The sequence below is a fragment of the Marilutibacter aestuarii genome (assembly GCF_006546775.1).
In the GTDB taxonomy this organism is placed as follows: Bacteria; Pseudomonadota; Gammaproteobacteria; order Xanthomonadales; family Xanthomonadaceae; genus Marilutibacter; species Marilutibacter aestuarii.
This window is the reverse complement of record NZ_VICE01000066.1, coordinates 69,062-95,763: the sequence shown is the minus strand read 5'-3', so window position 1 is coordinate 95,763 and position 26,702 is coordinate 69,062. Positions and strand designations below refer to the sequence as shown.

The window sequence follows — 26,702 nt, the reverse complement described above, 5'->3', positions numbered from 1 at the left end:
GCTGGCCCACGCCGGCGCGTTCGGACGACTTCGGCGCATCCGAGCGCAACGTGCCGGGCGGCCAGCGCGGAAACGATGGCCCCGGCCTGTTCAACAGCGATGGCAGCGTCCGCCTGGGCGACACGCCGGGCTCGGCCGCTCCCGCGCAGCCGCCGGGGACCTATACCGAGGAGATCACCTCGCTCGATCGCAACGGCACCTGGCTCAAGCGTCCGCCCGTCGGCTACGAGCCGACGCTGTTCGACCGCTACTGGCGCCCGAACGAAAACCTGCTCCAGGAGTGGGTGCGGCGCGGCATCAAGACCGTCTCGATCCCGATCCCGGGTACCGGCAAGAAGGTCGAGTGCGCGGTGTCGCTGCTCGCGCTCGGCGGGGCATGCGGCATCAGCGACCCGAACCTCAACGAACAGCCGGCCACCGCGCGGCCGCCACCGGACATCCCGTTCAAGCCCGAACTGCAGGACGAGAACGGCAGCGTCCGGCCCGCCGACGGCGATTGAGGGCAGGGGCGGTTCCAGCCTCGAACCGTGGGGATGGACGGGTCATCGGGCGCGTCGACCATGTTGCGACAGGCTGCCATTCGACTGGATGCACCCAAGCGGAATGCGGTGCGTCGAACGCCCCGCGTGCCTGCCGTTACGCCCGGGTGCCGGCGTCTGGACGGTCAAGCGGTGTTGCTGGCCAGGGGCTTCGCCGGCAGCAGGCGGGCCGTGCGCCCGCGTGCCGCGTCGACGCGCCGCTCGCTGCGGTACCGCATAACGAAAAAGGCCCGCGATCGCGGGCCTTTTGCTCGAACCGGCCGAGGCCGGCTTCAGTGGACGCCGTGCAGGTCGCGCAGCTGGCTTTCGCGCGAGCTGAAATACGCGGCCAGGTCGGCAATCTGCTGGTCGGTCAGGTTGCGGGCCTGGCTCGACATCAGCGCGTGGTCGCGCTGGCCGTTGCGGTACTGCTCCAGGGCATGGCCCAGGTAGTCGGCGTACTGGCCGCCAAGCTTGGGATACGTGGCGTCGATCGGCGCGTTGCCTTCCGAACCGTGGCAGTCCACGCAGGACTGGCCGGTGGCCTCGCCCTTGGTGCTGGCCAGTTGCTCGCCAGCGCTGACGTTGCCGTTGGGCAGGCCGGCGGAGGAAGAGGTCGGGGCGGCGTGCTCGGCTTCGGCGGCATGTTCGCCTTCGCCGCCGCTGGAACAGGCGGCCAGGGCCAGGCAGGCCAGTGCGATGAGGGCAGGGGCGATGGCGCGGATCTTGGTCGTCATGGTCGTCTGCGGGCTCACTTGATGCTGGACAGGAAAGCGGCGATGTCGGCGATGTCCTGGTCGGAGAAACTCTGCGCCTGGGCCTCCATCGTCGGGTGCTGGCGCGTGCCCTTCTGGTATTCGTGCAGCGCATTGGCCAGGTACTCGGCCGACTGGCCGCCGATCCGCGGGACGCGGTAGCTGGGGTAGGCGTTCTTGTAGCCGGTGATGCCGTGGCAGCCCTGGCAGGTGTAGGTGAGCATCTTGCCCTTGGCGGCATCGCCCTGGAGGGCAACGCTGCTGGCGGCGTTGGCGGCCGGGGCGGGAGTGGCTTCGTCCTGCGCACGCGCCGGCGCGGTGGCCAGCAGGGTGGTCAGGGCAAGGCTGGCGGCGATCGTCAGCGGTCGCATCATGTCTATGTCCGCAATCTCGAATGGCTGGCTGGAGAGGCTGGCCGGCCGTGTCCCGGGTCCCGTGGTGGCGAGTCCTGGGGCGCCCGGCCGCGCGCAATCTGGCCAGTATAGCCTGAGGGGCGCGCGCTGTTTAGCTTTGCGTGCGCCCGCGGCGCCCGGCGCCCATCCCTGACCACTGGGACATGACAATGCAACGCTCCCGGCCGAGCATGCATCCATCACACCATTGATGCCGTGCGGGCTGCCCCGGGACACCGGGTGGGCCGCGCGGCCGTCGTGCCCGAAGAAGGTCGGGCGGCCCTGAACAGGGGCATGGCGACAGTCACCATGACCTTCGACACGATGGGTTTTTCGTGTCTAGTGATATACCTATCTACAACACCGGCATACATCGGCCGGCATCACCATCATCGGGGCCCCCCACATGCAACTCCCTCTCCCAGCCCAAGGCGTTTCCCGCGGCCCGTTCCGTGCCCGCAATGCCGTCCTGATCCTCGCCGCCTGCCTGGCCCTGGCCGCATGCAAGGGGGGCAACGGCGAGGCCGAAGCCAAGGAAGGCAAGGACAAGGCCGTCGAGGCGGTACCGGTCGAAGTCGCCCAGGCCACCCACCGCCCGATCGCCGCCAGCTACACCGGCACCGCGGCGCTGGAAGCGCTCGCCGAGTCGCAGGTGATCGCCAAGACCTCGGGCGTGGCGCTCGAGGTCATGGTCGAGGAAGGGCAGGTGGTCAAGGCAGGCCAGCAGCTGGTGCGGCTGGACGCCGACCGCGCCCGCCTGCAGGCCGCGCAGACCGCCGCGCAGATGACCAAGCTGCAGAACAACTACGAGCGCGCCCGCCAGCTGTCGGCGCAGAAGCTGATCAGCGCCAACGAGACCGACCAGCTCAAGTACGACCTGGAGAACGCGCGCGCGGTCAATCGCCTCGCCAACCTGGAGCTTTCGTACACCAACGTCACCGCGCCGATTTCCGGCGTGGTCGCCTCACGCTCGATCAAGCCGGGCAACTTCGTGCAGATCAACACGCCGATCCTGCGCATCGTCGACATCTCGCGCCTGGAGGCCACCCTGAACGTGCCCGAGCGCGAACTCGCCACGCTCCAGGCCGGCCTGCCGGTGCGCATGCAGGTGGACGCGCTGCCGGGCAAGGTCTTCGAAGGGACCGTCGACCGCGTCGCCCCCGTCGTCGATGCAGGCAGCGGCACCTTCCGCGTGATCTGCGCCTTCGACAGCCAGGACGTGCTGCAGCCGGGCATGTTCGGCCGCATCAGCATCGACTACGACCAGCGTGCGAACGCGCTCGTGGTGCCGCGCAGCGCGCTGATCGAGGGCGAGAGCGACCCCGCCCTGTTCGTAGTGCGCGACGGCAAGGTCCATCGGGTCACGGTCAAGCTGGGCTACATCGACGGCGAATGGGCCGAGGTCCGCGAGGGCGTGGAGGCGGGCGACAGCGTCGTCACCGCCGGCAAGTCCGCCCTGCGCGACGAGACCGTCGTCCAGGTGATCGGCGCCCCCGGCACCGAAGACAAGGCCGTCGCCGCCAACGAAGCCGGCGACGCCGGCGACGACAAGACCCAGCAGTAAGCGCCGGAGCCCCACGTGAGCGATCCCAAAGTGAGCGATGCCACCCCCGGCGACCCGCAGGCACCTGCTGCCTTCAACCTCGTCGAGTTCTCCACCCGCCGTCGCGTCACGATCGCGATGTTCACCATCAGCCTGCTGCTGTTCGGGCTCATCTCGCTGGGCAACCTGAAGGTCAACCTGCTGCCCGACCTGAGTTTCCCGACGCTGACGGTGCGCACCGAGTACACCGGCGCGGCACCCACCGAGATCGAGACCCTCATCACCGAGGCGGTCGAGGAATCGGTGGGCGTGGTCAAGGGCCTGCGCAAGCTGAAGTCGGTCTCGCGCACCGGCCAGAGCGACGTGGTGCTCGAGTTCGCGTGGGGCACGGACATGGACAAGGCCATGCTCGACGTGCGCGACAAAATCGAGGTGCTGCAGCTGCCGCAGGAAGCCGAGCAGCCGGTGCTGCTGCGCTTCAACCCGTCCACCGAGCCGGTCATGCGCCTGGCCTTGAGCGCCCGCGAGGGTGGCGACGACGCCATCCGCCAGCTGACGTTGATGCGCCGCTTCGCCGAGGATGACCTCAAGAAGAAGCTCGAGCCGGTCGAGGGCGTGGCCGCGGTGAAGATCGGCGGCGGCCTCGAGGACGAGATCCAGGTCGACATCGACCAGCAGAAGCTCGCCCAGCTCAACCTGCCGATCGAGACCGTGATCAATCGGCTGCAGCAGGAGAACGTCAACGTCTCCGGCGGCCGGCTGGAAGAGGGCTCGCAGCGCTACCTGGTCCGCACCGTCAACCAGTTCGCCAGCGTCGACGAGATCCGCGAGATGCTCGTGACCACGCAGAGCGGCGGGGGCGGTGACGCCGCCAGCGCCGCCGAGCAGATGGCGCGCGTCGCGGCCGCGACCGGCGACGCCAGCGCGATGGCCGCGGCCGCCTCGGTGCAGAGTGCGTCCTCGGCCGGGCAGAACGTCGCCGCGGGCGGCATGCCGGTGCGCCTGAAGGACGTCGCCGACGTGCGCCAGGGCTACAAGGAACGCGAGGCGATCATCCGCCTGGGCGGCAAGGAAGCGGTCGAACTGGCCATCTACAAGGAAGGCGACGCCAACACCGTCGCCACCGCCGATGCCGTGCAGGCGCGGCTGAAGGAGATCCAGGACTCGATGCCGCCGGAGTTCGAGCTCACCGTCATCGACGACCAGTCGCAGTTCATCCGCCATGCGATCAGCGACGTGAAGATGGACGCGGTGATCGGCGGCCTGCTGGCGATCCTGATCATCTTCCTGTTCCTGCGCGACGGCTGGAGCACGTTCGTCATCAGCCTGTCGCTGCCGGTGTCGATCGTGACCACCTTCTTCTTCATGGGGCAGATGGACCTGAGCCTCAACGTCATGTCGCTCGGCGGCCTGGCACTGGCCACCGGCCTGGTGGTCGACGACTCGATCGTGGTGCTCGAATCGATCGCCAAGGCGCGCGAGCGCGGGCTGGGGATACTCGAAGCCGCCATCGTCGGCACCCGGGAAGTGAGCATGGCGGTGGTGGCCTCGACGCTGACCACGATCGCGGTGTTCCTGCCGCTGGTCTTCGTCGAAGGCATCGCCGGCCAGCTGTTCCGCGACCAGGCGCTGACCGTGGCGCTCGCGATCGGCATCTCGCTGCTGGTGTCGATGACCCTGATCCCGATGCTCAGTTCGCTGAAGGGGCGTCCGCCCATGGCGTTCCCCGAAGAGCCGGCGCATCCGCAGTGGCGACCGACGTCCAAGCTGCAGAAGCCGATCGCGGCGACCGGTCGTGGCGTCGGCGTCGCGACGCGCGGCGGCCTGTTCGGCATCGCCTGGGTGTTCGTCCGCATCTGGCGCGGCATCACTGCCCTGGTCGGCCCGGTGATGCGCAAGGCCAGCGACCTGGCGATGGCGCCCTACGAGCGCGCCGAGCGCAGCTACCTGAAACTGCTTCCCGCGGCGCTGGCCCGTCCCACCCTGGTGCTCGGCGTCGCCCTGGCGGCGTTCCTGGCCACGCTGGCGCTGGTGCCGATGCTGGGCGCGGACCTGATCCCGCAGCTGGCGCAGGATCGCTTCGAGATGACGGTGAAGTTGCCCCCGGGTACGCCGCTGCGCGACACCGATGCCCTCGTCCAGGACATCCAGCGCCGGCATGCCGACGACCCGGGCATCCACGCGATGTTCGGCGTCAGCGGCACCGGCACGCGACTGGATGCCAACCCGACCGAGAGCGGCGAGAATATCGGCAAGATCAGCATCGTGATGGCCGATGGCGGCAGCGAGGAGATCGAGGCCGAGGAAACCGAGCGCCTGCGCGCCACGATGGAGGACCATCCGGGCGCCGAGGTCGATTTCAGCCGGCCGGAGCTCTTCAGCTTCTCCACGCCGCTCGAGATCGAGCTGCGCGGCGAGGACCTGGCCACCATCGAGCAGGCGGGCAAGCAGATGGCGGCCATGCTGCGAGGCAATGCGCACTATGCCGACGTCACCTCCACGGTCGAGCAGGGCTTTCCCGAGATCCAGATCCGCTTCGACCAGGACCGCGCCGGCGCCCTGGGCCTGACGACCCGCCAGATCGCCGACGTGGTGGTGCGCAAGGTACGCGGCGAGGTGGCGACCCGCTACAGCTTCCGCGACCGCAAGATCGACGTGCTGGTGCGGGCGCAGGAATCCGACCGGGCCTCGGTCGAGGACATCCGCCGCCTGGTCGTCAACCCGGGCAGCAGCCGGCCGGTGACGCTGGAAGCGGTGGCCGACGTCATTTCCACCACCGGTCCCAGCGAGATCCATCGCGCCGACCAGGTCCGCGTGGCGGTGGTCTCGGCCAACCTGCGCGACATCGACCTGGGCACGGCGGTCCGGGAAGTGGAGGCCATGGTCGCCGAGCAGCCGCTGACCGCGGGCGTGCGCATGCACATCGGTGGCCAGGGCGAGGAACTGGCCGAGTCGGTGAACTCGCTGGTCTTCGCCTTCGGCCTGGCGATCTTCCTGGTCTACCTGGTCATGGCATCCCAGTTCGAGTCGCTCCTGCATCCCTTCGTGATCCTGTTCACCATCCCGCTGGCGATGGTCGGCGCGGTCCTGGCGCTGCTGGTGACCGGCAACTCGATTTCGGTGGTGGTGTTCATCGGCCTGATATTGCTGGTCGGCCTGGTGACCAAGAACGCGATCATCCTGATAGACAAGGTCAACCAGTTGCGCGAGGCCGGCGCGGCCAAGCGCGATGCGCTGGTCGAGGGCGCGCGCTCGCGCCTGCGCCCGATCATCATGACCACCCTGTGCACGCTGTTCGGCTTCCTGCCGCTGGCGATCGCGATGGGCGAGGGCGCCGAGGTGCGATCGCCGATGGCGATCACCGTCATCGGCGGCCTGCTGGTCTCCACCCTGCTGACCCTGCTGGTGATCCCGGTGGTGTACGACCTGCTCGACCGCCGCGGCGACGCCTACTATCGCGAGCGCGGCCGTCGCGGCCTGCACGCGAGCGCGGGCACCGTGGCTGGCGGTCGCGCCGATGCCGATGGAGAGCAGCCCGCATGAGCGTCGCCGAGCTCAGTCTGAAGCGTCCCGTCACCACGGTGATGCTGTTCGTGTCGATGTTCGTCATCGGCCTGATCGCGGCGGTGAGGCTGCCGCTGGAAGCCTTGCCGGACGTCTCCGCGCCCTTCATGTTCGTGCAGTTGCCGTACTCGGGTTCCACGCCCGAGGAGGTCGAGCGCACCGTGCTGCGCCCGGTCGAGGAAGCCCTGGCCACGCTGAGCGGGATCAAGCGCATGGGCGGTGGCGCGCAGGCCGACGGCGCGTACGTGTTCATGGAGTTCTCGGACTGGGACAAGGACATCTCCATCACCGCCTCGGAGGCGCGGGAGCGGATCGACGCGATCCGCGACGAGTTGCCGGACGACTTCCAGCGCTACTTCGTGCACAAGTTCTCGACCAGCGACGAGGCCTTCCTGCGCGTGCGCCTGGCCGCCGACACCGACCTGACCGGCGCCTACGACCTGATCGACCGCGAGATGAAGCGTCGCATCGAGCGGGTGCCCGGCGTGGCGCGGGTGGAAGTCAGCGGCGCGCCGCCGAACGAGGTCGAGATCGCGATCGACCCCGAGCGCCTGACTGCGCACGGGGTGAACCTCAATGACCTCAACACCCGCCTGCGCACGGTCAATTTCTCCGTCTCCGCCGGCGAGATCCAGGACGCGGACCTGCGCCTGCGGGTGCAGCCGATCGGCGAGATCCGCACGCTCGACGAACTTCGCGGCTTGGTGCTCAACGAGCGTGGCCTGCGCCTGTCGGACATCGCCGAAGTGCGCCTCAAGCCCGCGCGGATGGACTATGGCCGTCGCCTGGACGGGCGCGTGGCGGTGGGCCTGGACATCTACAAGGAACGCAACGCCAACCTGGTCGAGGTGTCGCGCCAGGTGCTGGCGACGGTGGAGGAGATCCGCGAGTCGCCCGAGCTCAGCAACATCGACGTGAAGGTCATCCAGAACCAGGGCGAGGAGGTCACCGACTCGCTGGTCGAACTGGCCGAGGCCGGTGCGATCGGCCTCCTCCTCTCGATCGCGGTGCTGTTCTTCTTCCTGCGCCACTGGCCCTCGACGCTGATGGTGACGCTGGCGATCCCGATCTGTTTCGTCATGACGCTGGGCTTCATGCACTTCTTCGGCGTGACCCTCAACGTGCTGACCCTGATGGGCCTGCTGCTGGCGGTCGGCATGCTCGTGGACAACGCCGTGGTCGTGGTGGAGAGCATCTACCAGGAACGCGAGCGCATGCCCGATGATCCGGTCAAGGCTTCGATCGTCGGCACCCGGCACGTGGCGATCGCGCTTTCTGCCGGTACGTTGTCGCACTGCATCGTGTTCCTGCCCAACCTGCTGGGCGAGACCAACCAGATCAGCATCTTCATGGCCCAGATCGCGATCACCATCTCGGTGTCGCTGCTGGCCTCGTGGCTGGTCGCGGTCAGCCTGATCCCGATGCTCTCGGCGCGGATGAAGACGCCGCCGGCGGTGCAGAACGAGAAGGGCCTGATATCCCGCCTGCAGCGACGCTACGCCCGGGTGCTGCGCTGGACCCTGGAACATCGTGGCTGGAGCGTGCTGGGCATCATCCTGATCGTCGCGCTGAGCATCGTGCCGATGACCCGGACCAAGTTCGACATGTTCGGCGGCGGGGGTGGCAAGGAAGCCCAGCTCTACTACCAATGGAACGGCGGCTACACCAAGGAGCAGATCTCCGACGAGGTCCTGCGCGTGGAGAAGTACCTGGAAGCGAACCGCGAGCGCTTGAACATCAAGCAGATCTACTCGTGGTACAGCGAGCAGGGCGACGCCGCCACCATGATCACCTTCGACGACGCGATCGGCGACATCAAGCCCTTGACCGAGACGATCAGCAAGGAGCTGCCGAAGTCGGCGCGCATGGAGGTCGGCATCCGTGGCCAGGGCGGTCGCGACGGCGGCAACGAAGGCGTGCAGGTGCAGCTCGTCGGGGACTCGACCAAGGTGCTGAGCGAGATCGCGCGGGACATCGTGCCGATCCTGTCGGCGCGCAAGGAACTGCGCGACGTCCGCATCGATGCCGGCGACACCAACAACGAACTCATCGTCACCGTCGATCGCGAACGGGCGGCGGCATTCGGCTTCAGCGTGCAGGAGGTGTCCAGCTTCGTCGGCCTGGCCCTGCGTGGCGCCCAGTTGCGCGAGTTCCGCCGCGGCCAGACCGAGGTGCCGGTCTGGGTGCGCTTCGCCGGCGCGGAAACCTATGGCGTGGAGGACATGGAGAGCTTCATGGTGCGTTCGCCCGACGGGCGTTCGGTACCACTGCTGAGCATGGTCGACGTCGACGTCGTGCCCGCCGCAACCCACATCAACCGCTTCAACCGCCAGACCACGGTCACCATCGCCGCGAACCTGGCGGGGGAGACCACCACGCCCGACGCGCGCAAGGCGCTGGAATCGACCTTGGAGACCGTGGCGTTCCCACCGGGCTACAGCTACTCCTTCGACGGCAGTGCGTTCGAGCGCGACAACGAAGCGGTCAACCAGATGATGTTCAACACCCTGCTGGCGCTGGTGATGATCTACGTGGTCATGGCGGCGGTGTTCGAGTCGCTGCTGTTCCCGGCGGCGATCATGAGCTGCGTGCTGTTCTCGGTGTTCGGCGTGTTCTGGCTGTTCTGGATCACCGGCACGGCGTTCAGCATCATGGCCTTCATCGGCATCCTGGTGTTGATGGGCGTGGTGGTGAACAACGGCATCGTCATGGTCGAGCACATCAACAACCTCAGGCGACGCGGCATGTCGCGCACCGATGCGCTCGTCGAGGGCAGCCGCGAACGTCTGCGCCCGATCATGATGACCATGGGCACGGCGATCCTGGCGATGATCCCGATCTCGCTGAGCGACACGGTCGTGCTTGGCGGGGCGGAGTACTCGCCGATGGCGCGCGCGGTGGCCGGTGGCCTGGCGTTCTCGACCGTGGTGAGCCTGTTGTTCCTGCCCACCATCTACGCCCTGCTCGACGATGCCCGCAACGGCGTCATCCGCATCGTGCGCCGGGCGCGCGGCAAGGATGTCCGCGGCGAAGTGGCCTCGGTGACGGCCCTTCACGTCGACTGACACGGCGCCGGCCCCGCCGTCCCCGGGGGCGTGCGGGCCGACGGTCCGGGTCGATGGAAAAGAAAAAAGGGCGCTCCCTCGGGGGCGCCCTTACGGCTTTCTGTGTCCGGTGTGGACGACGCCGGCAATGCCGTCGGCAAGCGCGGTCGGAGGCGTCAGCCGACCAGCTTGCCCAGCATCCTCAGGCCGCCGGTCCAGACCCCGATGGCGGTGCCCAGGCTGGTCAGGAAGAAATTCAGGAGTACGCGGGCCACTCGGTTCCGCCACCAGCCCTTGAGGGTGCCGATGTCCTGGCGCAGGGCCATGAAGTCGGCATAGGTGGGCTTGCGCAGCCAGGCCTCGGTCAGCGCGCTGAGGGTTCCCGAGGCCAGGGCGGGGTGCAACGGCGTGATCGGCGAAGCGATGAAGGCGACCAGGATGCTGAGGGGATGCCCGCCGGCGATCGCGCAGCCCAGCGCACCCAGCAGCCCGGTGGCCAGCACCCACTGCAGCAGGAGGTCGGAGCCCACGTCGATGCCGCCCTGCCAGAAGCCCCAGGCGAAGCCGCCCAGGACGAAGGTGGTCAGGATGATGGTGAACCACGGGATGTCGCTCTTCTTCGGCAGGGCCTCCAGTTCCTCCCGGATGGCCGGCGCCGCGCGGCTTTCCTCGCGCAGGTAGCCGGCCATGCCGCGCAGGTGGCCGGCGCCGACGACGGCCAGGACCTCGCGCGGGGCCAGGCCCGCCCCGGCGTCGGCGGCGGTGCTCTCGCGCAGGCGCGCGGCCATGTAGCGGTCGCGCTCGTCGATGATCGTGTCGTAGAGCGCCGGGGTATCGCTGGCGAACTCGCTGAAACTGGACTCCAGCATGTCGCCGGTCTTGAGCTTCTCGATGTCGTCTTCCGCCACCGGCTCGTCGACCAGCAGGCCGGCGAGCAGGCCACCGGCCAGCTTCGCGCGCCCCCAGAAGCCGAGCTTGGCGGAGGCTCGCTTGAAGGTCAGCCCGACCTCGCGGTCGATCAGGTGCACGGGCAGTTCGCGATGGCGCGCTTCGAGCACCGCGCGCTTGAGCTCTGCGCCGGGCTGCACGCCCAGTTGTTCGGCGAGCCGTCGCTGGTAGGCGGCCAGCGCGAGGTTGGCGGCGAACAGCGCGGTACGGCCGCTGCGGATGACGTCCACCAGGTCCAGCCGCGCCAGGGCATCGGGATCGGTCAGCGCCTGCAGGCGCTGGGGGTCGAGTTCGACCGCGACGGTGTCGAATTCCCCGCTGCCGATGGCGTCGCGCACCGCGTCGACGCTGGCCTGCGAGACATGGGCCGTGCCCAGCAGGGTGTAGCGGATGCCATCGCGTTCGACGACCTCGTGTGGCTGGTCGCGCCAGTGCGGTGCGGCGGTGGGGACGGTGGCGGGGCTATCGGTCATCGTGGCTCTCATGGCGGGACGTTCGGCCGGGCCGATCCGTCGATATTGGGGCCATGATGAAGCAGACAAGCCACGCTGGCGCATCCCCGGCGGCAATCCGGCCGGATCGGTGTCGCGTTTCGGGCGTCTCAGGCAAGGCCGAAGGGGAGATTGGGGCTGGAGACGACGCGTTCGCCTACCGCCCGACCCTGTATGAAGGCGCAGGCCGCATCAATGACGCCGGCGTGGTCCATGATCCGGTGGTGGCCCAGTCCCTCGGTACTGAGCAGCCGCGCGCCAGGCCAATGGCGCGCGTAGCGCTCGCCCTCGCACCAGGGCACTTCCCGGTCGCGCAGGTCGTGCACCACCAGCGCCGGGCAGGCGAGCGCAGGTACGACGCGATGGGCCTGCATGCGGGCGAATTCGATGCCGTATCGCCGCTCGAAACCGCGCATCATGCGCAGGCAGGCATGGTGCGCCAGTCCGATCAATCCGGCGAAGCGCAGGCCGGCGTCGACCGGGTCAGCCGCCGGCGCGACCAGCACGACGCGATCGGCGCGCAGCCCGCGCTGCATGGCCAGGATCGCGGTGGCGCCACCGAGTGAGTGGCCCACCAGCACGCGGGGCTGGCCGAAGTGGGCGGCGACCGCGAGCAGGTGCTCGACGAAGCTGGGGATCGTGGCGAAGGCGCCCGGGCTGAGGCCGTGCGCGTACTGGTCGAAGGCGACGACGGCCAGGCCGGACTCGCGCAGCCGGGGCAGCCAGGTCGCGATCCGGGTCCCGTGGCTGGACCAGCCGTGGGAAAACAGGAGATAGGGTTGCCTGCCGGGATCGCCCCAGGCGTAAGCCTGGACGTGGTGGTCGCCCACCGCGACGCGGACCTCCCGGGCGCCATATCGGGGCGCCTGGATGGCGCGCGTGCGTGAGCTCCGCATCGGGGTTCCAAACAGCCGCCCCGCACGGGCGGCGGCCGCGGCCGGCGCTACGGCGCTCGCCAGGCGAAAGCCCAGGCGGAGGCCCCCCAGCTTCAAGTTAGTGCGAACGGTCGTGCTAATTGTTGGCGAAGGGCGGGGCATGGCAGTCGTCCTCGTGGGGGAGGTGAGCTCAGGTCAGGAGGGGGAGGGAGGTGCGTGGCGCTGCAGCAGGCGGTCGAGGCCGGCCTGGCCGCGGGCGAGACTGTCGGGGTAGCCGAACAGGCCTGCGTCGTGGTGGACACCCAAGGCCAGGCAGTACAGCTCGAAGGACAACTGCATGGGGTCGGTGGCCGGATCCAGTTGGCCGCGCTCGATCGCATGGCCGGCGGCCCGGGCGATGTCCTGTCGCCAGCGCCGCTGCTGCGCCACCACCCGGTCGCGCAGGGCCCCCGGGCGGTCGTCGTACTCGCTGACCGCAGCCACCAGCAGGCAGCCGCCCTCGTTCTGGCGGACCCAGTCAAACCAGGCTTCCATGATCGCCCGCAGCCGGTCCAGGCCGCGCTCGGCTTTCAGCGCAGGCACCAGGACGGCGTCGAAGAAGCGCGCGGCGGCGCTGTCCAGCACGGCCAGCTGCAGGTCCTCGCGCGAACCAAAATGGGCGAACACGCCGCTCTTGGACATGCCCACCGCCTGCGCCAGGGGGCCGATCGACAGGCTTTCCAGTCCGCCTGCGCAGGCGATGCCGTAGGCGCGGTCGATGATGCTGTCGCGGGTGGCGACGCCCTTCGAGGTGGCGGTCAGTGCGTTCACGCGGCAAAAATAGCACGGTCGTTCAAAACCGGGCAAGCGCCGCCTGTCGGCACCTCAGCCTGGCCAGCGGGGAACGGCCGGGCCCGCGGGTGCGGACGTGTCGCCGGCGCCCAGTGCGCGTTGCATCTGCACCGTGTCCAGCCATCGACCTTGCTTGCGGCCCAGCCCGCGGTAGACGCCGACGGTGGTGAAGCCCAGGCGTTCGTGCAGGGCTACCGACGCGGCATTGCTGCCGTCGCCGATCACCGCGACCATCTGCCGGAAGCCCTGCGCCTCGCAGGCGTCGATGAGCGCCTGCAGCAGCGCCCGGCCCACGCCGCGTCCCTGCTGGGCGGGATCGATGTAGATCGCGTTCTCGACCGTCCACTGATAGCCGATGCGACCGCGGTACGGGCCCGCGTATGCGTAGCCCGCGAAGCGGCCCCCCGTCTCGGCGACCAGGTAGGGAAATCCATGGTCCTCCAGCCGTTGCCATCGCGAGCGCATGTCCTCGAGCGTGGGGACCTCGTACTCGTAGGTGGCGACCCGGTCGCGCACCTCGTCGGCGTAAAGCGCGGTGATCGCGGGCAGGTCGGCCTCGGTCGCGGCTCGCACGACCGGGCCGGTGTCGGCGGACGGGAGCATCGGGCCCTGCGCCTCAGTCGCGATAGCGCTTGAGCAGGTCGCCGTAGGCGTCGATCCGGCGATCGCGCAGGAAAGGCCATATGCGGCGGACGTGTTCACTGCGCTGCATGTCCACCTCCGCCATCAGGATCGTCGGATCGGTGCCGGTCTCGGCCAGGAATTCGCCCTGAGGACCCAGCACGTGGCTGTTGCCCCAGAAGTCGATGCCCGACGCGGCCAGCGGCGAGGCCTCGTGGCCGACCCGGTTGCAGCTGAGCACCGGCAGGCCGTTGGCGACCGCGTGTCCGCGGTGGCTGAGCACCCAGGCGTCGCGCTGGCGATTCTTCTCGTCCTGCGCATCGTCCGGGTCCCAGCCGATCGCGGTGGGGTAGAGCAGCAACTCGGCGCCCGCCAGCGCCATCAGCCGCGCGCCCTCGGGATACCACTGGTCCCAGCACACCAGCACGCCCAGGCGACCGACCGAGGTGTCGATCGGCTCGAAGCCCAGGTCCCCGGGCGTGAAGTAGAACTTCTCGTAGAAGCCCGGGTCGTCCGGGATGTGCATCTTGCGGTATTTGCCGGCGATGCGGCCGTCGGTCTCATAGACCACCGCGGTGTTGTGGTACAGGCCCGCGGCGCGCTTCTCGAACAGCGAACTGACCAGGACCACGCCGTGCGCCCGGGCGAGGGCGCCCAGGCGTTCGGTGCTGGGTCCGGGGATGCGCTCGGCGAGGTCGAACTCGTCCACCGACTCGTGCTGGCAGAAGTACGGCCCGTTGTGCAGCTCCTGCAGGAGCACGAGCCTGGCGCCCGAGCGCGCGGCTTCGGCGACGCGGTCTTCGATGACGGCGAGGTTCTCCGCGGCGCCGCCGTGGTTCTTTTCCTGGATGAGGGCAACGGGCAGGGTCTTGGTCTTCATGCCGGCATTGTATGCGTAGGGGGTGCAGGCCCCGTGCTCGGGAGCGGTGCGCGCCAGGGGCGCAAAGGGGGGAGGAGGTTCGGGGCAGGATTCCCGGGCTCAGCCCAGGAGGCCTGCCGGCAACTGCATGGTGATGCAGTGCAGGCTGCCGTTCTGCCAGATCAGCGGGCGGCAGGGCACCGGCACGATCTCGCGGTCCGGGAACGCGCGCGCCAGCACGTCCGCCGCGGCCGCGTCGGCCTTGTCGCCGTAGGCCGGCATCAGCACCGCGCCGTTGATGATCAGGAAGTTCGCGTAGCTGGCGGCAAGGCGGCGCCCCTCGTCGATCACCGGGCGGGCCCAAGGCAGCGGGAACAGGCGGTACGGGCGACCGTCGGCCGTCCGCAGTGCGGCCAGCTCGCGCGCCATCGCCGCCAGTTCGTCGTGGTGGCTGTCGTCCGGGTCGTCGCAGGCCTGGTAGACGATGGCGTCCGGGGCGGCGAAGCGGGCGAGGGTGTCCACGTGGGCGTCGGTGTCGTCGCCTTCCAGGTAGCCGTGGTCGAGCCAGAGCACCCGGTCCTGCCTGAGCCAGGTGGCCAGGCGTTCGCCGAGGGTGTCCCGGTCGAGGTCGGGATGGCGCTCGTGCAGGCAGGTCCAGGTCGTCAGCAGCGTGCCGGCACCGTCGGTGTCGATGGCGCCGCCTTCAAGAGCAAAATCAATCTCTTGGCGTTCGCTATTGGCAAAAAGCCTCAAGTCCTCGAGGGTGCCTACGAGCGCGTCGTCACGGCTGGCCTCGAACTTGCCGCCCCAGCCGGTGAAGCGGAAGTCCAGCAGGCGGAAGCCGTCGGGCCCGCGCAGGGTGATCGGTCCGGAGTCGCGCAGCCAGGTGTCGTCGTAGCCCGCCTCGACGAAGCGCACGCGGTCCATGTCCACGCGCGCCGAGGACAGCCGGGCCCGGGCATAGGCCTCGATGTCGGCATCGGCCACGCAGACCACCACCGACTGGAAGCGGGTGATCGCCGCGACCAGGGCGATGTAGGTGTCCTCGACCCCGTCGAGGCGCGCGGACCAGTCGGTGTCGGCGTGCGGCCAGGCGATCAGGACGGCGGACTGGGGCTCCCACTCCGCGGGGAAGCGCAACTCGGTACGGGGCATCGATGGCTCAGTTGATCGGGGGCTTGGGGCCGATCTCGTCGGCGCTGGCCTGGTTGGCCACCGCGTCGATGACGCGGCTCTTCTCGAAGTACACGGTGAAGGCGGGGTAGACCCAGCGGTTGATGGTCGGCCACTGGCGCTTCTGGCCGCCACGCGGGTCCATGCGCTCGCTCGGGGCGCCGTACTTGGCCTCGACCTGGGCCATGGTCATGCCACGCGCCGGCAGGCCCGCGTTGGCGGTTTCCTGCACGCGCTCGATGAGGAGGGTTTCGGCCGAAGCGGCACCGGACAGGGCGATCAGGACCGACAGGGCGGCCAGCTTGCTGCGGAAGAGCGTCATCGTGGCGATACCTCGCATGGAATTGCTGGATTGTATGCACAACGGGCCGCTGGCGGGCAGCGGGTCGCCGTCACGGAACGCGAACGCAGCCGGCGCACAGCGGCCTGCCGAAAGGCGCGTGACGCGCGGGAGCGGGCCCCAGACGCAGAAAAGCCGCCTTCCGGCGGCCTTTCCGTTACGGCAGTGCCGAACCGGGACTCAGCGCTGGCGCGCCTTGAAACGGGGGTTCGACTTGCAAATCACGAAGACCTTGCCACGACGGCGGACGACTTTGCAGTCGCGGTGACGGGACTTCGCCGACTTCAGGGAGGACAGGACCTTCATGACAGACCTCGGCAAACGGGGTTAAGAGAATCAAGCCGCCGATTATGCAGGCTATTTCTTTGACGATCAAGTGTTTGTGGGCGACGGTTCATGCGCCGGCGGGGCCCGCGATCGTGCGAGGGCTGGTAGCGGGGCGAGGACCCGACATAATGCTGCCATGACGAACGACGCCCCCGTACTGACCATCGACGGCCCTTCCGGTTCCGGCAAGGGCACCATCAGCCGCCTCGTCGCCCAGCGACTGGGCTGGCATTACCTCGACTCGGGCGCGCTCTACCGCGCCATCGGGCTCGCGGCCGCCTGGGCGGACATCGACCTCGACGACCACGGCGCACTGGTGCGCTGCACCTTCGATACCCGGATCGGCTTCCGCGACGATGGCGACGAGCTGCGCGTGCTGGTCAACGACGTCGATGCCACCGACGAACTGCGCACCGAGACCGCCGGCGCCGCGGCTTCGGCGATCGCCGCGATCCCCGAGGTCCGGGCCGCGCTGAAGGACCGCCAGCGCGATTTCCGCCGGCCGCCGGGCCTGGTCGCGGACGGTCGTGACATGGGCACGGTGATCTTCCCCGACGCCCCGTTCAAGGTGTTCATGACCGCCAGCGCCGACGAACGGGCGCAAAGGCGCTATAAGCAGTTGAATGACAAGGGGGTTTCGGTTACATTGGACGGTCTGCTGCGGGAGATTCTCGCCCGCGACGCCCGCGACGCCCAGCGCGCGGTGGCTCCGTTGAGGCCGGCCGAGGACGCCGTCCGCATCGATACCACCGGCCTGAGCATCCCGGAAGTCGTCGAGCAGGTGTTGGCGCAGGTGGCCCGCTGAGGCTGCCGGGGCCTGCATCCCGCCGCAGGCAACCAGCCCCGTCGCAATCCCGCGGCGGATCAATCCATGCACGTGGCGTAGCGGCATCGCGCCATATCTCAACGGGTGGGTCGGTGGCATCGAGTGCCTCGTCAAGCACGCCCCCGGCCCGTGTGTTCAACCGAGTATCCAAACAATGACCGAATCATTTGCAGAACTGTTCGAGCAGAGCCAGCAGAACCTGGCGAAGCTGAAGCCGGGCGCCATCGTCACCGGTGTCGTCGTCGAGGTCCGCGGCGACGTGGTCGTGATCAACGCCGGCCTGAAGTCCGAAGGCATCGTGCCGATCGAGCAGTTCCGTAACGACGCCGGCGAGATCGACGTCGCCGAAGGCGACGAAGTCAAGGTCGCCCTCGACTCCATCGAGAACGGCTTCGGCGAAACCGTGCTGTCGCGCGAGAAGGCCAAGCGCGCGATGGTGTGGGACGAGCTCGAGCAGGCGCTCGAGAACAACGACACCATCACCGGCCGCATCAGCGGCAAGGTGAAGGGCGGCTTCACCGTCGACATCAAGGACGTCCGCGGCTTCCTGCCCGGCTCGCTGGTCGACGTGCGCCCGGTCCGCGATTCCGCGTACCTGGAAGGCAAGGAGCTGGAGTTCAAGCTGATCAAGCTGGACCGCAAGCGCAACAACATCGTCGTCTCCCGCCGCGCGGTGGTCGAGAGCGAGTACAGCGCCGAGCGCGAGCAGCTGATGGAGAAGCTGGTCGAGGGCGCCGTCCTGAAGGGCGTCGTCAAGAACCTGACCGACTACGGCGCGTTCGTCGACCTGGGCGGCATCGATGGCCTGCTGCACATCACCGACATGGCCTGGAAGCGCGTGCGCCATCCGTCCGAGGTGGTCGAAGTCGGCCAGGAGCTGGAAGTGCGCGTGCTCAAGTACGACCGCGAGCGCAACCGCGTCAGCCTGGGCCTCAAGCAGCTGGGCGAGGATCCGTGGGACAACATCTCGCGCCGCTACCCGTCGCAGACCCGCGTCTTCGGCAAGGTCTCCAACGTCACCGATTACGGTGCGTTCGTCGAGATCGAGCCGGGCGTCGAGGGCCTGGTGCACGTTTCCGAGATGGACTGGACCAACAAGAACGTCAACCCGTCGAAGATCGTCCAGGTGGGCGACGACGTCGAGGTGATGGTCCTGGACGTGGACGAGGAGCGTCGCCGCATCTCGCTGGGCATGAAGCAGGTCAGCTCCAACCCGTGGGAGACCTTCGCGGTCATCCACAAGAAGGGCGACAAGGTCGAGGGCCAGGTCAAGTCGATCACCGACTTCGGCATCTTCATCGGCCTGGACGGCGGCATCGACGGCCTGGTGCACCTGTCCGACATCAGCTGGAACACCACCGGCGAGGACGTGGTCCGCAACTTCAAGAAGGGCGACACGCTCGAAGCCGTGGTGCTGGCGGTCGATCCGGAGCGCGAGCGCATCAGCCTGGGCCTGAAGCAGATGGAGCAGGATCCGCTGGGCCAGTTCATGGCGTCCAACGCCAAGGGCTCGATGCTGAGCGGCACCGTCAAGGAAGTCGACGCCAAGGGCGCCGTGATCGAGCTGAGCGACGGCGTGGAAGGCTACATCGCCGCCCGCGACATCTCCGAAGAGCGCGTCGACGACGCCACCAAGCACCTCAAGGCCGGCGATCCGATCGAAGCGCGCTTCATCGGCATGGACCGCAAGGGCCGCGTGATGCAGCTGTCGATCAAGGCCAAGGACGCCGCGGAAATGCAGGAGGCCGTGGCCGACTACAACCGCGCCAATGCCGATGCCGCCAGCGGCACCACCAAGCTGGGCGCGCTGCTGCGCGAGCAGCTGGGCGGCAAGTCCGAGTAAGTTGAAGTAAGAAACCGCAGTACCCAGGGCGGCCCGGTCGAAGGCCGGGTCGCCCTGCCTGAGGTGCCGGACTCGTCCAGGGGGGCGATGCCGGATGACGGTCGGGCCACTCGACCGTTCAATCCAGTTATCAATGCGAGCGACCCGTCCCACCCATGACCAAGTCCGAACTGATCGAGATCCTTTCGCAACGTCAGGCGCACCTGAAGAGCGATGACGTGGATCTGGCGGTCAAGGCCTTGCTGGAGATGATGAGCAGTTCGCTGGCCACCGGCGACCGCATCGAGATCCGCGGCTTCGGCAGCTTTTCGCTGCATTACCGTCCGCCGCGCATGGGGCGCAACCCCAAGACCGGCGAGTCGGTCGCGCTGCCCGGCAAGCACGTGCCCCACTTCAAGCCCGGCAAGGAACTGCGCGAGCGCGTCAGTGACGTGATGCCGCAGGGCGACACCGCGGCCTGAGGCCGTTCGGCGGTCCCACCGACCGCATCCATCCCTTTTCTCTGGCCTCGATCCCGCCCCGTGTCGCGTTCGTGGCCCGATTCCGTGGCATGCACGGCTTCTTGCCCGCGGGGATCACCGGTAAGCTAGCGCCACCCCCATCGCACGACGAGGCCGCCATGCGCCTGATTCGCCTGATCATCGCTTTTGCCTGTCTTGCGGTGGGTGCCATCCTCGGGGCGTTGAATCGTGACCTGGTCAGCATCGACTTCGCCGCCGCCCAGGTGACGACCACCCTCGGAGTCGCGTTGATCGTGGCCCTGTTGTCGGGCGTGCTGCTGGGCGGCCTGGCGATCGCCGCCAGCGTCGTGCTGCCCCTGCGCCGCCGCCTTGGCCGGCTCGAGCGCCAGGCGGTGCCCAGGGCAAGCGCCGCGCCCCGCGCGACGCTCGCCGGCGACGAAGGAGGCCGCTGAGCCATGGCCTTCATCAGCGAATGGTTCTGGTTCTTCCTGTTGTTGCCGGTCGCAGCCGTCAGCGGCTGGATCATCGGCCGACGCGGAGGCGAGCGCCACAGCAGCACCCAGGTCAGCCGGCTGTCGACGACGTACTTCCGCGGCCTGAACTACCTGCTCAACGAGCAGCCGGACAAGGCGATCGAGCTGTTCCTGCATATCGCCGAACTCGACAAGGACACCTTCGAGACCCAGGTCGCCCTGGGCCACCTGTTCCGTCGACGTGGCGAAGTCGACCGCGCCATCCGCCTGCACCAGGCCCTGGTCCAGCGGCCCGGGCTCAGCGACGCGCAGAAGGTCCAGGCCTTGCTGGCACTCGGCGAGGACTACATGCGTTCGGGCCTTCTCGACCGCGCGGAAACCGTGTTCAGCGACCTGGTCGCCCTCGACATGCGCGCGCCGCTGGCGTTGCGCCACCTGATTGGCATCTACCAGTCCGAGCGCGACTGGGACAAGGCGATCGAGAACGCCCGGCGCTACGAGGCGGCCACCGACGAGCCGATGGGCAAGCTGATCGCGCAGTTCGAGTGCGAACTCGCCGAGCGCCACCGTGCCGCCGGCGACATCGACGCCGCGCGCGCGGCCGTGGCGCGCGCCTACGAGGCCGATGCCAACTCGGTCCGCGCCGGCATGATCGAAGGCCGCATCGAGGTCGAAGCCGGGCGGGACGCCAGTGCGATCCGGGCCTTCGAGCGGGTGGCCCGGGCCGACCCCGACTACCTGCCCGAAGTCCTGCCGGCGTTGCTGGCGTGCTATGCCAAGACCGGCGAGACGACCGGCGCGCGCACCTTCCTGGCCGAGATGTGCGAACACTACCGCGGCATCGCCCCGGTGCTGGCGCTGACACGCATGGTCGAGGCCGAGGAGGGCGTGGCGGCGGCGCGTGCCTACCTGGCGCGGCAGCTCAAGGACCGTCCGTCGGTCCGCGGCGAGGCGGCGTTGATCGATCTCACCCTCGCCGAGAGCGCCGATCCGCTCGCGACCCTGCACGACCTCAAGCACATCACCGACCAGCTGCTGGTGCGCAATCCCAGCTACCGTTGCAGCCGTTGCGGCTTCGGTGCCCGCAGCCACCATTGGCAATGCCCCAGCTGCAAGGAGTGGGGTTCGGTCAAGCCGCTGCTGAACTATGCCGTTGTCTGACGGCCCGTACCTCTGGCTGGCCGTCTTCTTCTGCCTGGGTGCCATCGGCACCTGGGGCGCGCGGCGTTATGCCGTGAGCCGGCGCCTGCTCGATGCGCCCGGCGAGAGGCGCAGCCACCGGGTCCCAACGCCCAGGGGGGGCGGCATCGCGATCGTGGCAGGCACCGTGCTTGCGGCCGTCTTCCTGGCGCTGCCTAGCCTCGACCCGGTGCTCCTGGCATTCGCCCTCGGGATGGCCGCGGTCGCCGCGGTGGGCTGGGTGGACGACCACCGGCCATTGTCGCCCTGGGCGCGCCTGGGGGTCCATGCGCTCGCTGCCGCGGCCTTCGCGGCGGTGCTGGCCCTCGGGGGGGCGGGGACGGTGGCGATCGCCACCGGTTTCCTGGCGCCGCTGGTCCTGACGAACATCTGGAACTTCATGGATGGCATCGATGGCATTGCCGCCAGCCAGGCCGTGATCGTCGTGCTGGCCTGCCTGCCATTCCTCCCGGGGACCCATCATGCGCTGGCGCTCGCCCTCGTCGCCGCCTGCATGGGGTTCCTGCCGTTCAACTTCCCGCGGGCACGGATCTTCATGGGCGACGTCGGCAGCGGTGCGGTCGGCTTCGCGATCGGTGCGCTGCTTGCGTTGTCGACGGGAGCTGGCGGTTACGGTGCGGCGTGGTTGTTGCTGCCGCTGGCGCCGTTCCTGGTCGATTCCAGCCTGACCCTGCTGCGGCGAGTGGTGCGCGGGGAACGCTGGTGGACACCGCATGTCCAGCATGCCTACCAGGTCGCGGCTCGCCGCTTCGGGCACGTGCCCGTCACCCTGGCGTACGGCCTGGTGGCCGCGGCGGGGCTCGCGGTGGCCTGGTATTGCCGCGATGCGTCCCTGTCCTTCATGTCATTTAGCCTGCTCGCGTGGTATATGTCCGCCGCGGTTTTGTGGCTGTGCCTGCAAGGCATCGAGCACCAAGGGGGTCGGCAGTCCGGCCTCGATAAGGAGATATGAGAGTCCAATGAGTGCATGGCGCGACCGATTCAGCGCGATCGTCCCCCGGGTGGCGGTGGTCTCGCATGACCTCTTCATGGTCTGGCTGGTGTGGCAGGGCTTGCACCGGCTACGGTTCGGCATCCTCCCCAACCCCCCCGAGATGCCCCTCTGGTCGACCGAGATCATGCTGGTCCTGGTGGCGCAGGGGCTGGTGTTCTGGCAGGTGGGCCTCTATCGCGGACTGTGGCGTTTCGCCAGCGTCCCCGACCTCTGGAACATCTTCAAGGCCTGTGCGCTCGGGCTTCTCGCGATCACCCTGGGCCTGGTGATCTACAACCGCATCGAGCTCGTCTCGCGCACGGTGCTGGTCCTCTATCCGTTGAGCCTGATGGCCCTGCTGGGTGCCCCCAGGCTGCTCTATCGCGCCTGGAAGGACAGCTCCAGCGAGCGTACCGCGGCTGCGTCGGTGCGCATCCTCATCCTCGGCGCGGGTCATGCCGGTGAAGCCCTGGTGCGCGACCTGCGCCGCCTCGGCACCTACCAGCCGGTCGGTTTCCTGGACGACGCGGCGCGCATGCGCGGGACCAAGGTCCAGGGCGTGCCGGTGCTGGGCAAGGTCAGTGATGTCGCCGAGATCGCCCGCGAGACCGCGGCCAAGCTGCTGGTGATCGCCATGCCCTCGGCCGACGCCACGGCCCTGCAGCGCGTGGTCATCGCGTGCGAGCGCACCGGACTTCCGTTCCGGATGGTGCCCAAGCTGTCCGACGTCCTTGAAGGGCGGTCATTGCCCGGCGAGCTGAAGGAGGTCGCGATCGAGGATCTCCTGGGCCGCAAGCCGGTCCTGCCGGACTGGAAGGCGATCCGGCACTGGCTGGGCGCGCGCTCGGTGCTGGTCACCGGTGCCGGTGGCTCCATCGGGTCGGAACTGTGCCGGCAGTGCGCGCGCCACGGCGCGCGCCGTATCGCCCTGGTGGAGATCGACGAGCTGGCGCTAACCACGACCGAAGCCGCGCTCAAGCGCGACTTCCCCGACCTGGAGTACATCTCCATCCTCGGCGATTGCGGCGATCCCGCGGTCATCGCACATGCCTTGCGCCTGTCCGAACCCGAGGCGGCTTTCCACGCGGCCGCCTACAAGCAGGTGCCGTTGCTGGAGACCCAGCTTCGCGAGGCGGTGAGGAACAACGTGCTGGCGACCACGACCGTGGCGACCGCCTGCCGCGATGCCGGCGTGGGTACCTTCGTCCTCATCTCGACCGACAAGGCGGTCGACCCGGTAAACGTCCTGGGCGCGACCAAGCGGCTGGCCGAGATGATGTGCCAGACCCTCGCGCTGGAGCGGAACACCCGCTTCGTGACCGTCCGCTTCGGCAACGTGCTCGACTCTGCCGGCAGCGTCGTCCCCCTGTTCAGGGAGCAGATCCGCCGGGGTGGCCCGGTCACGGTGACCGATCCCGACGTGACCCGTTACTTCATGACGATCCCGGAAGCCTGCCAGCTGATCCTGCAGGCCTCGGCGATCGGCACGCACGAGGCGATCTACACCCTCGACATGGGCGAGGCGGTGCCGATCCGCCTGCTGGCCGAGCAGATGATCCGCCTGGCGGGTAAACAGCCTGGTCGCGACATCGCCGTCGTCTACACCGGCCTGCGCCCGGGCGAGAAACTCCACGAGACGCTGTTCCATGCCGACGAGCGCTACCGCCCCACTGCGCATCCGCAGATCCTCCAGGCAGAGCCACGCCGGATCGTCGCCAAGGAAATCTCGCATGCGGTCGCGGCCATGCGCGATGCATCGCAGTCGTACGACGTCGAGCGCCTCGCGGACCTGCTTCGCGAGGCCGTTCCGGACTTCGTACCGGAGCAGACCGTGGTGGATCCGTTGGTGCCCAGTCCCACGGTCGTTCCTTTCCCCGCACGCAACGCCAGGAAGATTTGATGCCCAAAGCCCCCGCTTCACGCCGCATCCGCAAGGCCGTATTCCCCGTCGCGGGACTCGGCACCCGGTTCCTACCCGCGACCAAGACCGTTCCCAAGGAAATGCTGCCGATCATCGACCGGCCGCTCATCCAGTATGCCGTCGATGAAGCCATCCAAGCAGGCTGCGACACCCTGGTGTTCATCACCAATCGCTACAAGCATGCCGTTGCCGATTACTTCGACAAGGCCTACGAACTGGAGCAGCGCCTCGAGAAGGCCGGCAAGCACGAGCAACTCGAACTGGTGCGACATGTGCTTCCCCCGGGGGTCAGCGCGATCTTCGTCACCCAGTCCGAAGCCAAGGGCCTGGGCCACGCGGTCCTGTGCGCCAAGGATGTGATCGGCGACGAGCCTTTCGCCGTCCTGCTGCCCGACGACCTGATCTGGAACCGTGGTGCCGGAGCGCTGAGCCAGATGGCCGATGCGGCAGAGGCATCCGGTGCCAGCACCATCGCCGTGCAGGACGTGCCGCAGGCGCAGACCGGGAGCTACGGCATCGTCGCGACCGAAGACTTCGCCGACCGCCAGGGCCGCATCACCGCGATGGTCGAGAAGCCCGCGCCGGAAGATGCGCCCAGCACGCTGGCCGTCGTCGGGCGCTATGTGTTGAACCCGCGCATCTTCGAGTTGCTCGAATCCACCGCCCCCGGTTCCGGCGGCGAGATCCAGTTGACCGACGCGATTTCCGCCCTTCTGAAGGAAGAGGCCGTGAATGCCTACCGCTTCAAGGGCACTCGCTTCGATTGCGGGACCCACCTGGGCCTGATCGAAGCGACCATCCGCTATGCGCTCGACCACGAAAAGCTCAGCGACGCCGCGGCACAGATGATGCAGGACGCACTCTACGAACTGGGCGTGCGCGAGATACAGTAGGGCCGCCGGCACCGGCGCGGGGCGTGGGCATCGCCGTCCGCTGCCGCGCTCATGCGTAATGCACCAGGGCCCATGCCGATGCCGCCAGCGATGCCGCCGCGATCGTTGCCGCGGCATTCCGGGCCCAGCCAAGGCGCCGGCCCCAGGCTAGCGCCGACTGGCCGCGAAGGATCCTCACGTCGCGGATCGTGCGCCAATGCGGCGGCGGCAGGGTGGTGGTCTCGAGGATGTCGCGCCGACGTTGCCCGATCGCTGCAGCCATTCCCGCCGCAGCGACGCCCATCCCCAGGCCCAGCCCGGCGAGCAGGACGCGGAGGCCCTGGCGTCTCTCCAGCGACGGGGCCTGGCGGAGGGAGTCGGCCACCTCGGCGAGCCATTGCCCGAAGAAGACCAGCAACGGCAAGCCCAGCAGGGCGGCAAGCGACAGAAGCCAGGCCAGTCGGCGGCGGTAAGCCTTGTCGGCGGGGTGGGTGTCGAATGTCTTCATCGCCTATGCTGGCCGGCAGTCCGGACGCTCGAGGAGTCGCCTCCCATTGGACACCTATTACGCCGCCGATCCAATCCTCCGCGCGACGCGGCATGCCGCCCTGGAAGGCCGGCGGGAGGTACGCACCTGCGTCGTCGGCGGCGGCTTCGCTGGCCTGAACACTGCGCTGGGCCTGGTGGAGCGCGGGCATGGCGAGGTCCTGTTGCTGGAGGCCGAACGCATCGGCCACGGCGCCTCGGGTCGCAACGGCGGTTTCGTCTTCGGCGGTTATTCGCGGGATGAAGCGAGCCTGCTCGCCGACCTCGGGCCCGACCGCGCGCGCGATCTGTACGCGGGCACGCGGCAGGCCGTGGAGCGGATCCGGCAGCGCATCCGGCAAGGCGACATCGAATGCGAGCTCAACGAGAGTGGCGTCATCTGGGCCAACTGGTTCCGCGATCCCGCGCCTTTGCAAGAACGCCAGCGACTGCTGCAGGAGGCCTATGGCGTGGAGTGGGAATGGCTGTCGCGACAGCAGATGGCCTCGCTGCTGCGGACGGAGCGCTATCGCGAAGGCCTGTTCGAGCGCGATGCGTTCCACTTCCATCCGCTGAAATACGCGCAAGGATTGGCGCGCATGGCCGCCGAGCGGGGCGCGTCCATCCACGAGGCGTCGCCGGCCATCGGCCTGCACCGGCGAGGCGCGGGCTGGCGCGTGCAGACCCCCTTGGGCAGCGTCGATGCCGAAACCGTGGTCCTGGCCTGCGGCGGGTACCTGTCGGGCCTGGTGCGACGCGTGGACGCAGCCGTGCTGCCGATCTCGACCTATGTCATGGCGACCGCCCCCCTGGGTGCTCGCCTGGACGAGGTGATGGCGACGCGGGCGGCCGTCTATGACACCCGGTTCGCGTTCGACTACTACCGCCCGCTCGCCGACACCCGGTTGCTCTGGGGCGGCCGGATCTCGATCCGGGAGCGCTCGCCGCGCGGGGTCAGGCGCTTGTTTTACCGCGACATGCTCAAGGTCTTCCCGCAACTCGAGGGCGTCGACATCGAGCATGCCTGGTCCGGTCGCATGAGCTACGCTCGCCACCAGATGCCGCAGATTGGCCCCATCGGCCAGGGCCTGTGGCTCGCGCAGGCGTTCGGGGGGCACGGGGTCGCGCCGACCACCCACGCCGGGGACCTGCTGGCGAGCGCCATTGCCGATGGCGACCAGCGCTGGCGGCGCTTCGCCGGCTATGGACTGGTCTCGGCAATGAAGCCACTGGGGTTCGCCGCGGCCCAGTCGAGCTACTGGTGGGCGATGGCGCGCGACGGTTGGAAAGCGTGGCGGGAAGAGAGGGAGGCAGGGTGATTCAGGAA

23 protein-coding genes and 1 pseudogene are annotated in these 26,702 nt (G+C 68.7%); 13 read left to right on the top strand and 11 right to left on the bottom strand.

Annotated elements, in window-relative coordinates; translation table 11 throughout:
* Nucleotides 1–500: pseudogene (locus tag FKV25_RS16210) on the top strand (transmembrane repetitive protein); the annotation flags it as partial.
* Between the two features lie 311 nt (nucleotides 501–811).
* Here FKV25_RS16210 and FKV25_RS07080 read toward each other — a convergent pair.
* Together FKV25_RS07080 and FKV25_RS07075 are read right to left on the bottom strand one after the other, a co-directional pair.
* Nucleotides 812–1,255, bottom strand: a complete 444-nt coding sequence (locus FKV25_RS07080; RefSeq protein ID WP_141518083.1) for a c-type cytochrome — start codon at nucleotides 1,253–1,255, stop codon at nucleotides 812–814.
* Nucleotides 1,256–1,269: 14 nt separating this feature from the next.
* The gene (locus tag FKV25_RS07075; RefSeq protein WP_141518090.1) at nucleotides 1,270–1,644 is read right to left on the bottom strand and encodes a c-type cytochrome; all 375 of its coding nucleotides are present in this window, start codon (nucleotides 1,642–1,644) and stop codon (nucleotides 1,270–1,272) included.
* A 427-nt stretch (nucleotides 1,645–2,071) separates the two neighbouring features.
* On the opposite strand from FKV25_RS07075, the gene FKV25_RS07070 reads away from it, so the two are divergent.
* The 3 genes from FKV25_RS07070 to FKV25_RS07060 are packed head-to-tail and all read left to right on the top strand — an operon-like array spanning nucleotide 2,072 to nucleotide 9,837.
* The gene (locus tag FKV25_RS07070; protein WP_141518082.1) at nucleotides 2,072–3,229 is read left to right on the top strand and encodes an efflux RND transporter periplasmic adaptor subunit; all 1,158 of its coding nucleotides are present in this window, start codon (nucleotides 2,072–2,074) and stop codon (nucleotides 3,227–3,229) included.
* Nucleotides 3,230–3,244: 15 nt separating this feature from the next.
* Nucleotides 3,245–6,751 carry an efflux RND transporter permease subunit gene (locus tag FKV25_RS07065; RefSeq protein WP_425462611.1) on the top strand — a complete coding sequence of 1,169 codons (3,507 nt, stop codon included), beginning with the start codon at nucleotides 3,245–3,247 and terminating at the stop codon, nucleotides 6,749–6,751.
* Complete coding sequence (locus tag FKV25_RS07060; protein WP_141518081.1) at nucleotides 6,748–9,837, top strand: efflux RND transporter permease subunit; 3,090 nt, start codon at nucleotides 6,748–6,750, stop codon at nucleotides 9,835–9,837. The genes FKV25_RS07065 and FKV25_RS07060 overlap by 4 nt, the downstream gene beginning before the upstream one ends.
* 155 nt (nucleotides 9,838–9,992) lie before the next feature.
* On the opposite strand, the gene FKV25_RS07055 is transcribed toward FKV25_RS07060, so the two are convergent.
* The 8 genes from FKV25_RS07055 to ykgO all read right to left on the bottom strand — a co-directional run bounded on the left by FKV25_RS07055 (nucleotide 9,993) and on the right by ykgO (nucleotide 16,260).
* Nucleotides 9,993–11,237, bottom strand: a complete 1,245-nt coding sequence (locus tag FKV25_RS07055) for a TraB/GumN family protein (RefSeq protein WP_246071975.1) — start codon at nucleotides 11,235–11,237, stop codon at nucleotides 9,993–9,995.
* 128 nt (nucleotides 11,238–11,365) lie between these two features.
* Nucleotides 11,366–12,151 (bottom strand): alpha/beta fold hydrolase, encoded by a 786-nt coding sequence (locus FKV25_RS07050; protein ID WP_246071973.1) that lies wholly within the window; start codon nucleotides 12,149–12,151, stop codon nucleotides 11,366–11,368.
* 174 nt (nucleotides 12,152–12,325) lie between these two features.
* Nucleotides 12,326–12,940 (bottom strand): TetR/AcrR family transcriptional regulator, encoded by a 615-nt coding sequence (locus FKV25_RS07045; protein ID WP_141518078.1) that lies wholly within the window; start codon nucleotides 12,938–12,940, stop codon nucleotides 12,326–12,328.
* Between the two features lie 54 nt (nucleotides 12,941–12,994).
* Entirely contained in the window at nucleotides 12,995–13,564 is a 570-nt protein-coding gene (locus tag FKV25_RS07040) for a GNAT family N-acetyltransferase (RefSeq protein ID WP_141518077.1), read from the bottom strand.
* 13 nt (nucleotides 13,565–13,577) lie between these two features.
* Entirely contained in the window at nucleotides 13,578–14,462 is an 885-nt protein-coding gene (locus FKV25_RS07035; RefSeq protein ID WP_141518076.1) for a carbon-nitrogen hydrolase, read from the bottom strand.
* Between the two features lie 99 nt (nucleotides 14,463–14,561).
* Nucleotides 14,562–15,596, bottom strand: coding sequence for an agmatine deiminase family protein (locus tag FKV25_RS07030; RefSeq protein WP_141518075.1), 1,035 nt, complete (start codon nucleotides 15,594–15,596; stop codon nucleotides 14,562–14,564).
* Between the two features lie 7 nt (nucleotides 15,597–15,603).
* Nucleotides 15,604–15,936, bottom strand: a complete 333-nt coding sequence (locus FKV25_RS07025) for a hypothetical protein (protein ID WP_141518074.1) — start codon at nucleotides 15,934–15,936, stop codon at nucleotides 15,604–15,606.
* Between the two features lie 198 nt (nucleotides 15,937–16,134).
* Complete coding sequence (ykgO, locus tag FKV25_RS07020; protein WP_029213509.1) at nucleotides 16,135–16,260, bottom strand: type B 50S ribosomal protein L36; 126 nt, start codon at nucleotides 16,258–16,260, stop codon at nucleotides 16,135–16,137.
* A 157-nt stretch (nucleotides 16,261–16,417) separates the two neighbouring features.
* Between ykgO and cmk the strand changes: the two genes are divergently transcribed.
* From cmk to galU, 8 genes are all read left to right on the top strand, one after another.
* On the top strand, nucleotides 16,418–17,086 hold the full coding sequence (gene cmk, locus FKV25_RS07015; protein ID WP_141518073.1) for a (d)CMP kinase: 669 nt from the start codon (nucleotides 16,418–16,420) through the stop codon (nucleotides 17,084–17,086).
* Between the two features lie 175 nt (nucleotides 17,087–17,261).
* A complete protein-coding gene (gene rpsA / locus FKV25_RS07010) occupies nucleotides 17,262–18,950 on the top strand; it encodes a 30S ribosomal protein S1 (protein ID WP_141518072.1) in 1,689 nt (562 codons plus the stop codon).
* Between the two features lie 155 nt (nucleotides 18,951–19,105).
* Entirely contained in the window at nucleotides 19,106–19,411 is a 306-nt protein-coding gene (locus FKV25_RS07005; protein ID WP_141518071.1) for an integration host factor subunit beta, read from the top strand.
* A 158-nt stretch (nucleotides 19,412–19,569) separates the two neighbouring features.
* Nucleotides 19,570–19,863 (top strand): lipopolysaccharide assembly protein LapA domain-containing protein, encoded by a 294-nt coding sequence (locus tag FKV25_RS07000; protein WP_170218574.1) that lies wholly within the window; start codon nucleotides 19,570–19,572, stop codon nucleotides 19,861–19,863.
* Between the two features lie 3 nt (nucleotides 19,864–19,866).
* Entirely contained in the window at nucleotides 19,867–21,045 is a 1,179-nt protein-coding gene (lapB, locus tag FKV25_RS06995; protein ID WP_141518069.1) for a lipopolysaccharide assembly protein LapB, read from the top strand.
* Nucleotides 21,038–22,036, top strand: a complete 999-nt coding sequence (locus FKV25_RS06990) for an MraY family glycosyltransferase (RefSeq protein WP_246071972.1) — start codon at nucleotides 21,038–21,040, stop codon at nucleotides 22,034–22,036. Before lapB ends, FKV25_RS06990 begins: the two co-directional genes overlap by 8 nt.
* Before the next feature lie 7 nt (nucleotides 22,037–22,043).
* Complete coding sequence (locus FKV25_RS06985; RefSeq protein ID WP_141518067.1) at nucleotides 22,044–23,957, top strand: polysaccharide biosynthesis protein; 1,914 nt, start codon at nucleotides 22,044–22,046, stop codon at nucleotides 23,955–23,957.
* Complete coding sequence (galU, locus tag FKV25_RS06980; RefSeq protein ID WP_141518066.1) at nucleotides 23,957–24,871, top strand: UTP--glucose-1-phosphate uridylyltransferase GalU; 915 nt, start codon at nucleotides 23,957–23,959, stop codon at nucleotides 24,869–24,871. Before FKV25_RS06985 ends, galU begins: the two co-directional genes overlap by 1 nt.
* 49 nt (nucleotides 24,872–24,920) lie before the next feature.
* On the opposite strand, the gene FKV25_RS06975 is transcribed toward galU, so the two are convergent.
* Nucleotides 24,921–25,358, bottom strand: a complete 438-nt coding sequence (locus FKV25_RS06975; RefSeq protein WP_141518065.1) for a hypothetical protein — start codon at nucleotides 25,356–25,358, stop codon at nucleotides 24,921–24,923.
* 46 nt (nucleotides 25,359–25,404) lie between these two features.
* Between FKV25_RS06975 and FKV25_RS06970 the strand changes: the two genes are divergently transcribed.
* Nucleotides 25,405–26,694 carry an NAD(P)/FAD-dependent oxidoreductase gene (locus tag FKV25_RS06970; RefSeq protein WP_141518064.1) on the top strand — a complete coding sequence of 430 codons (1,290 nt, stop codon included), beginning with the start codon at nucleotides 25,405–25,407 and terminating at the stop codon, nucleotides 26,692–26,694.
* Nucleotides 26,695–26,702 lie beyond the last annotated feature (8 nt).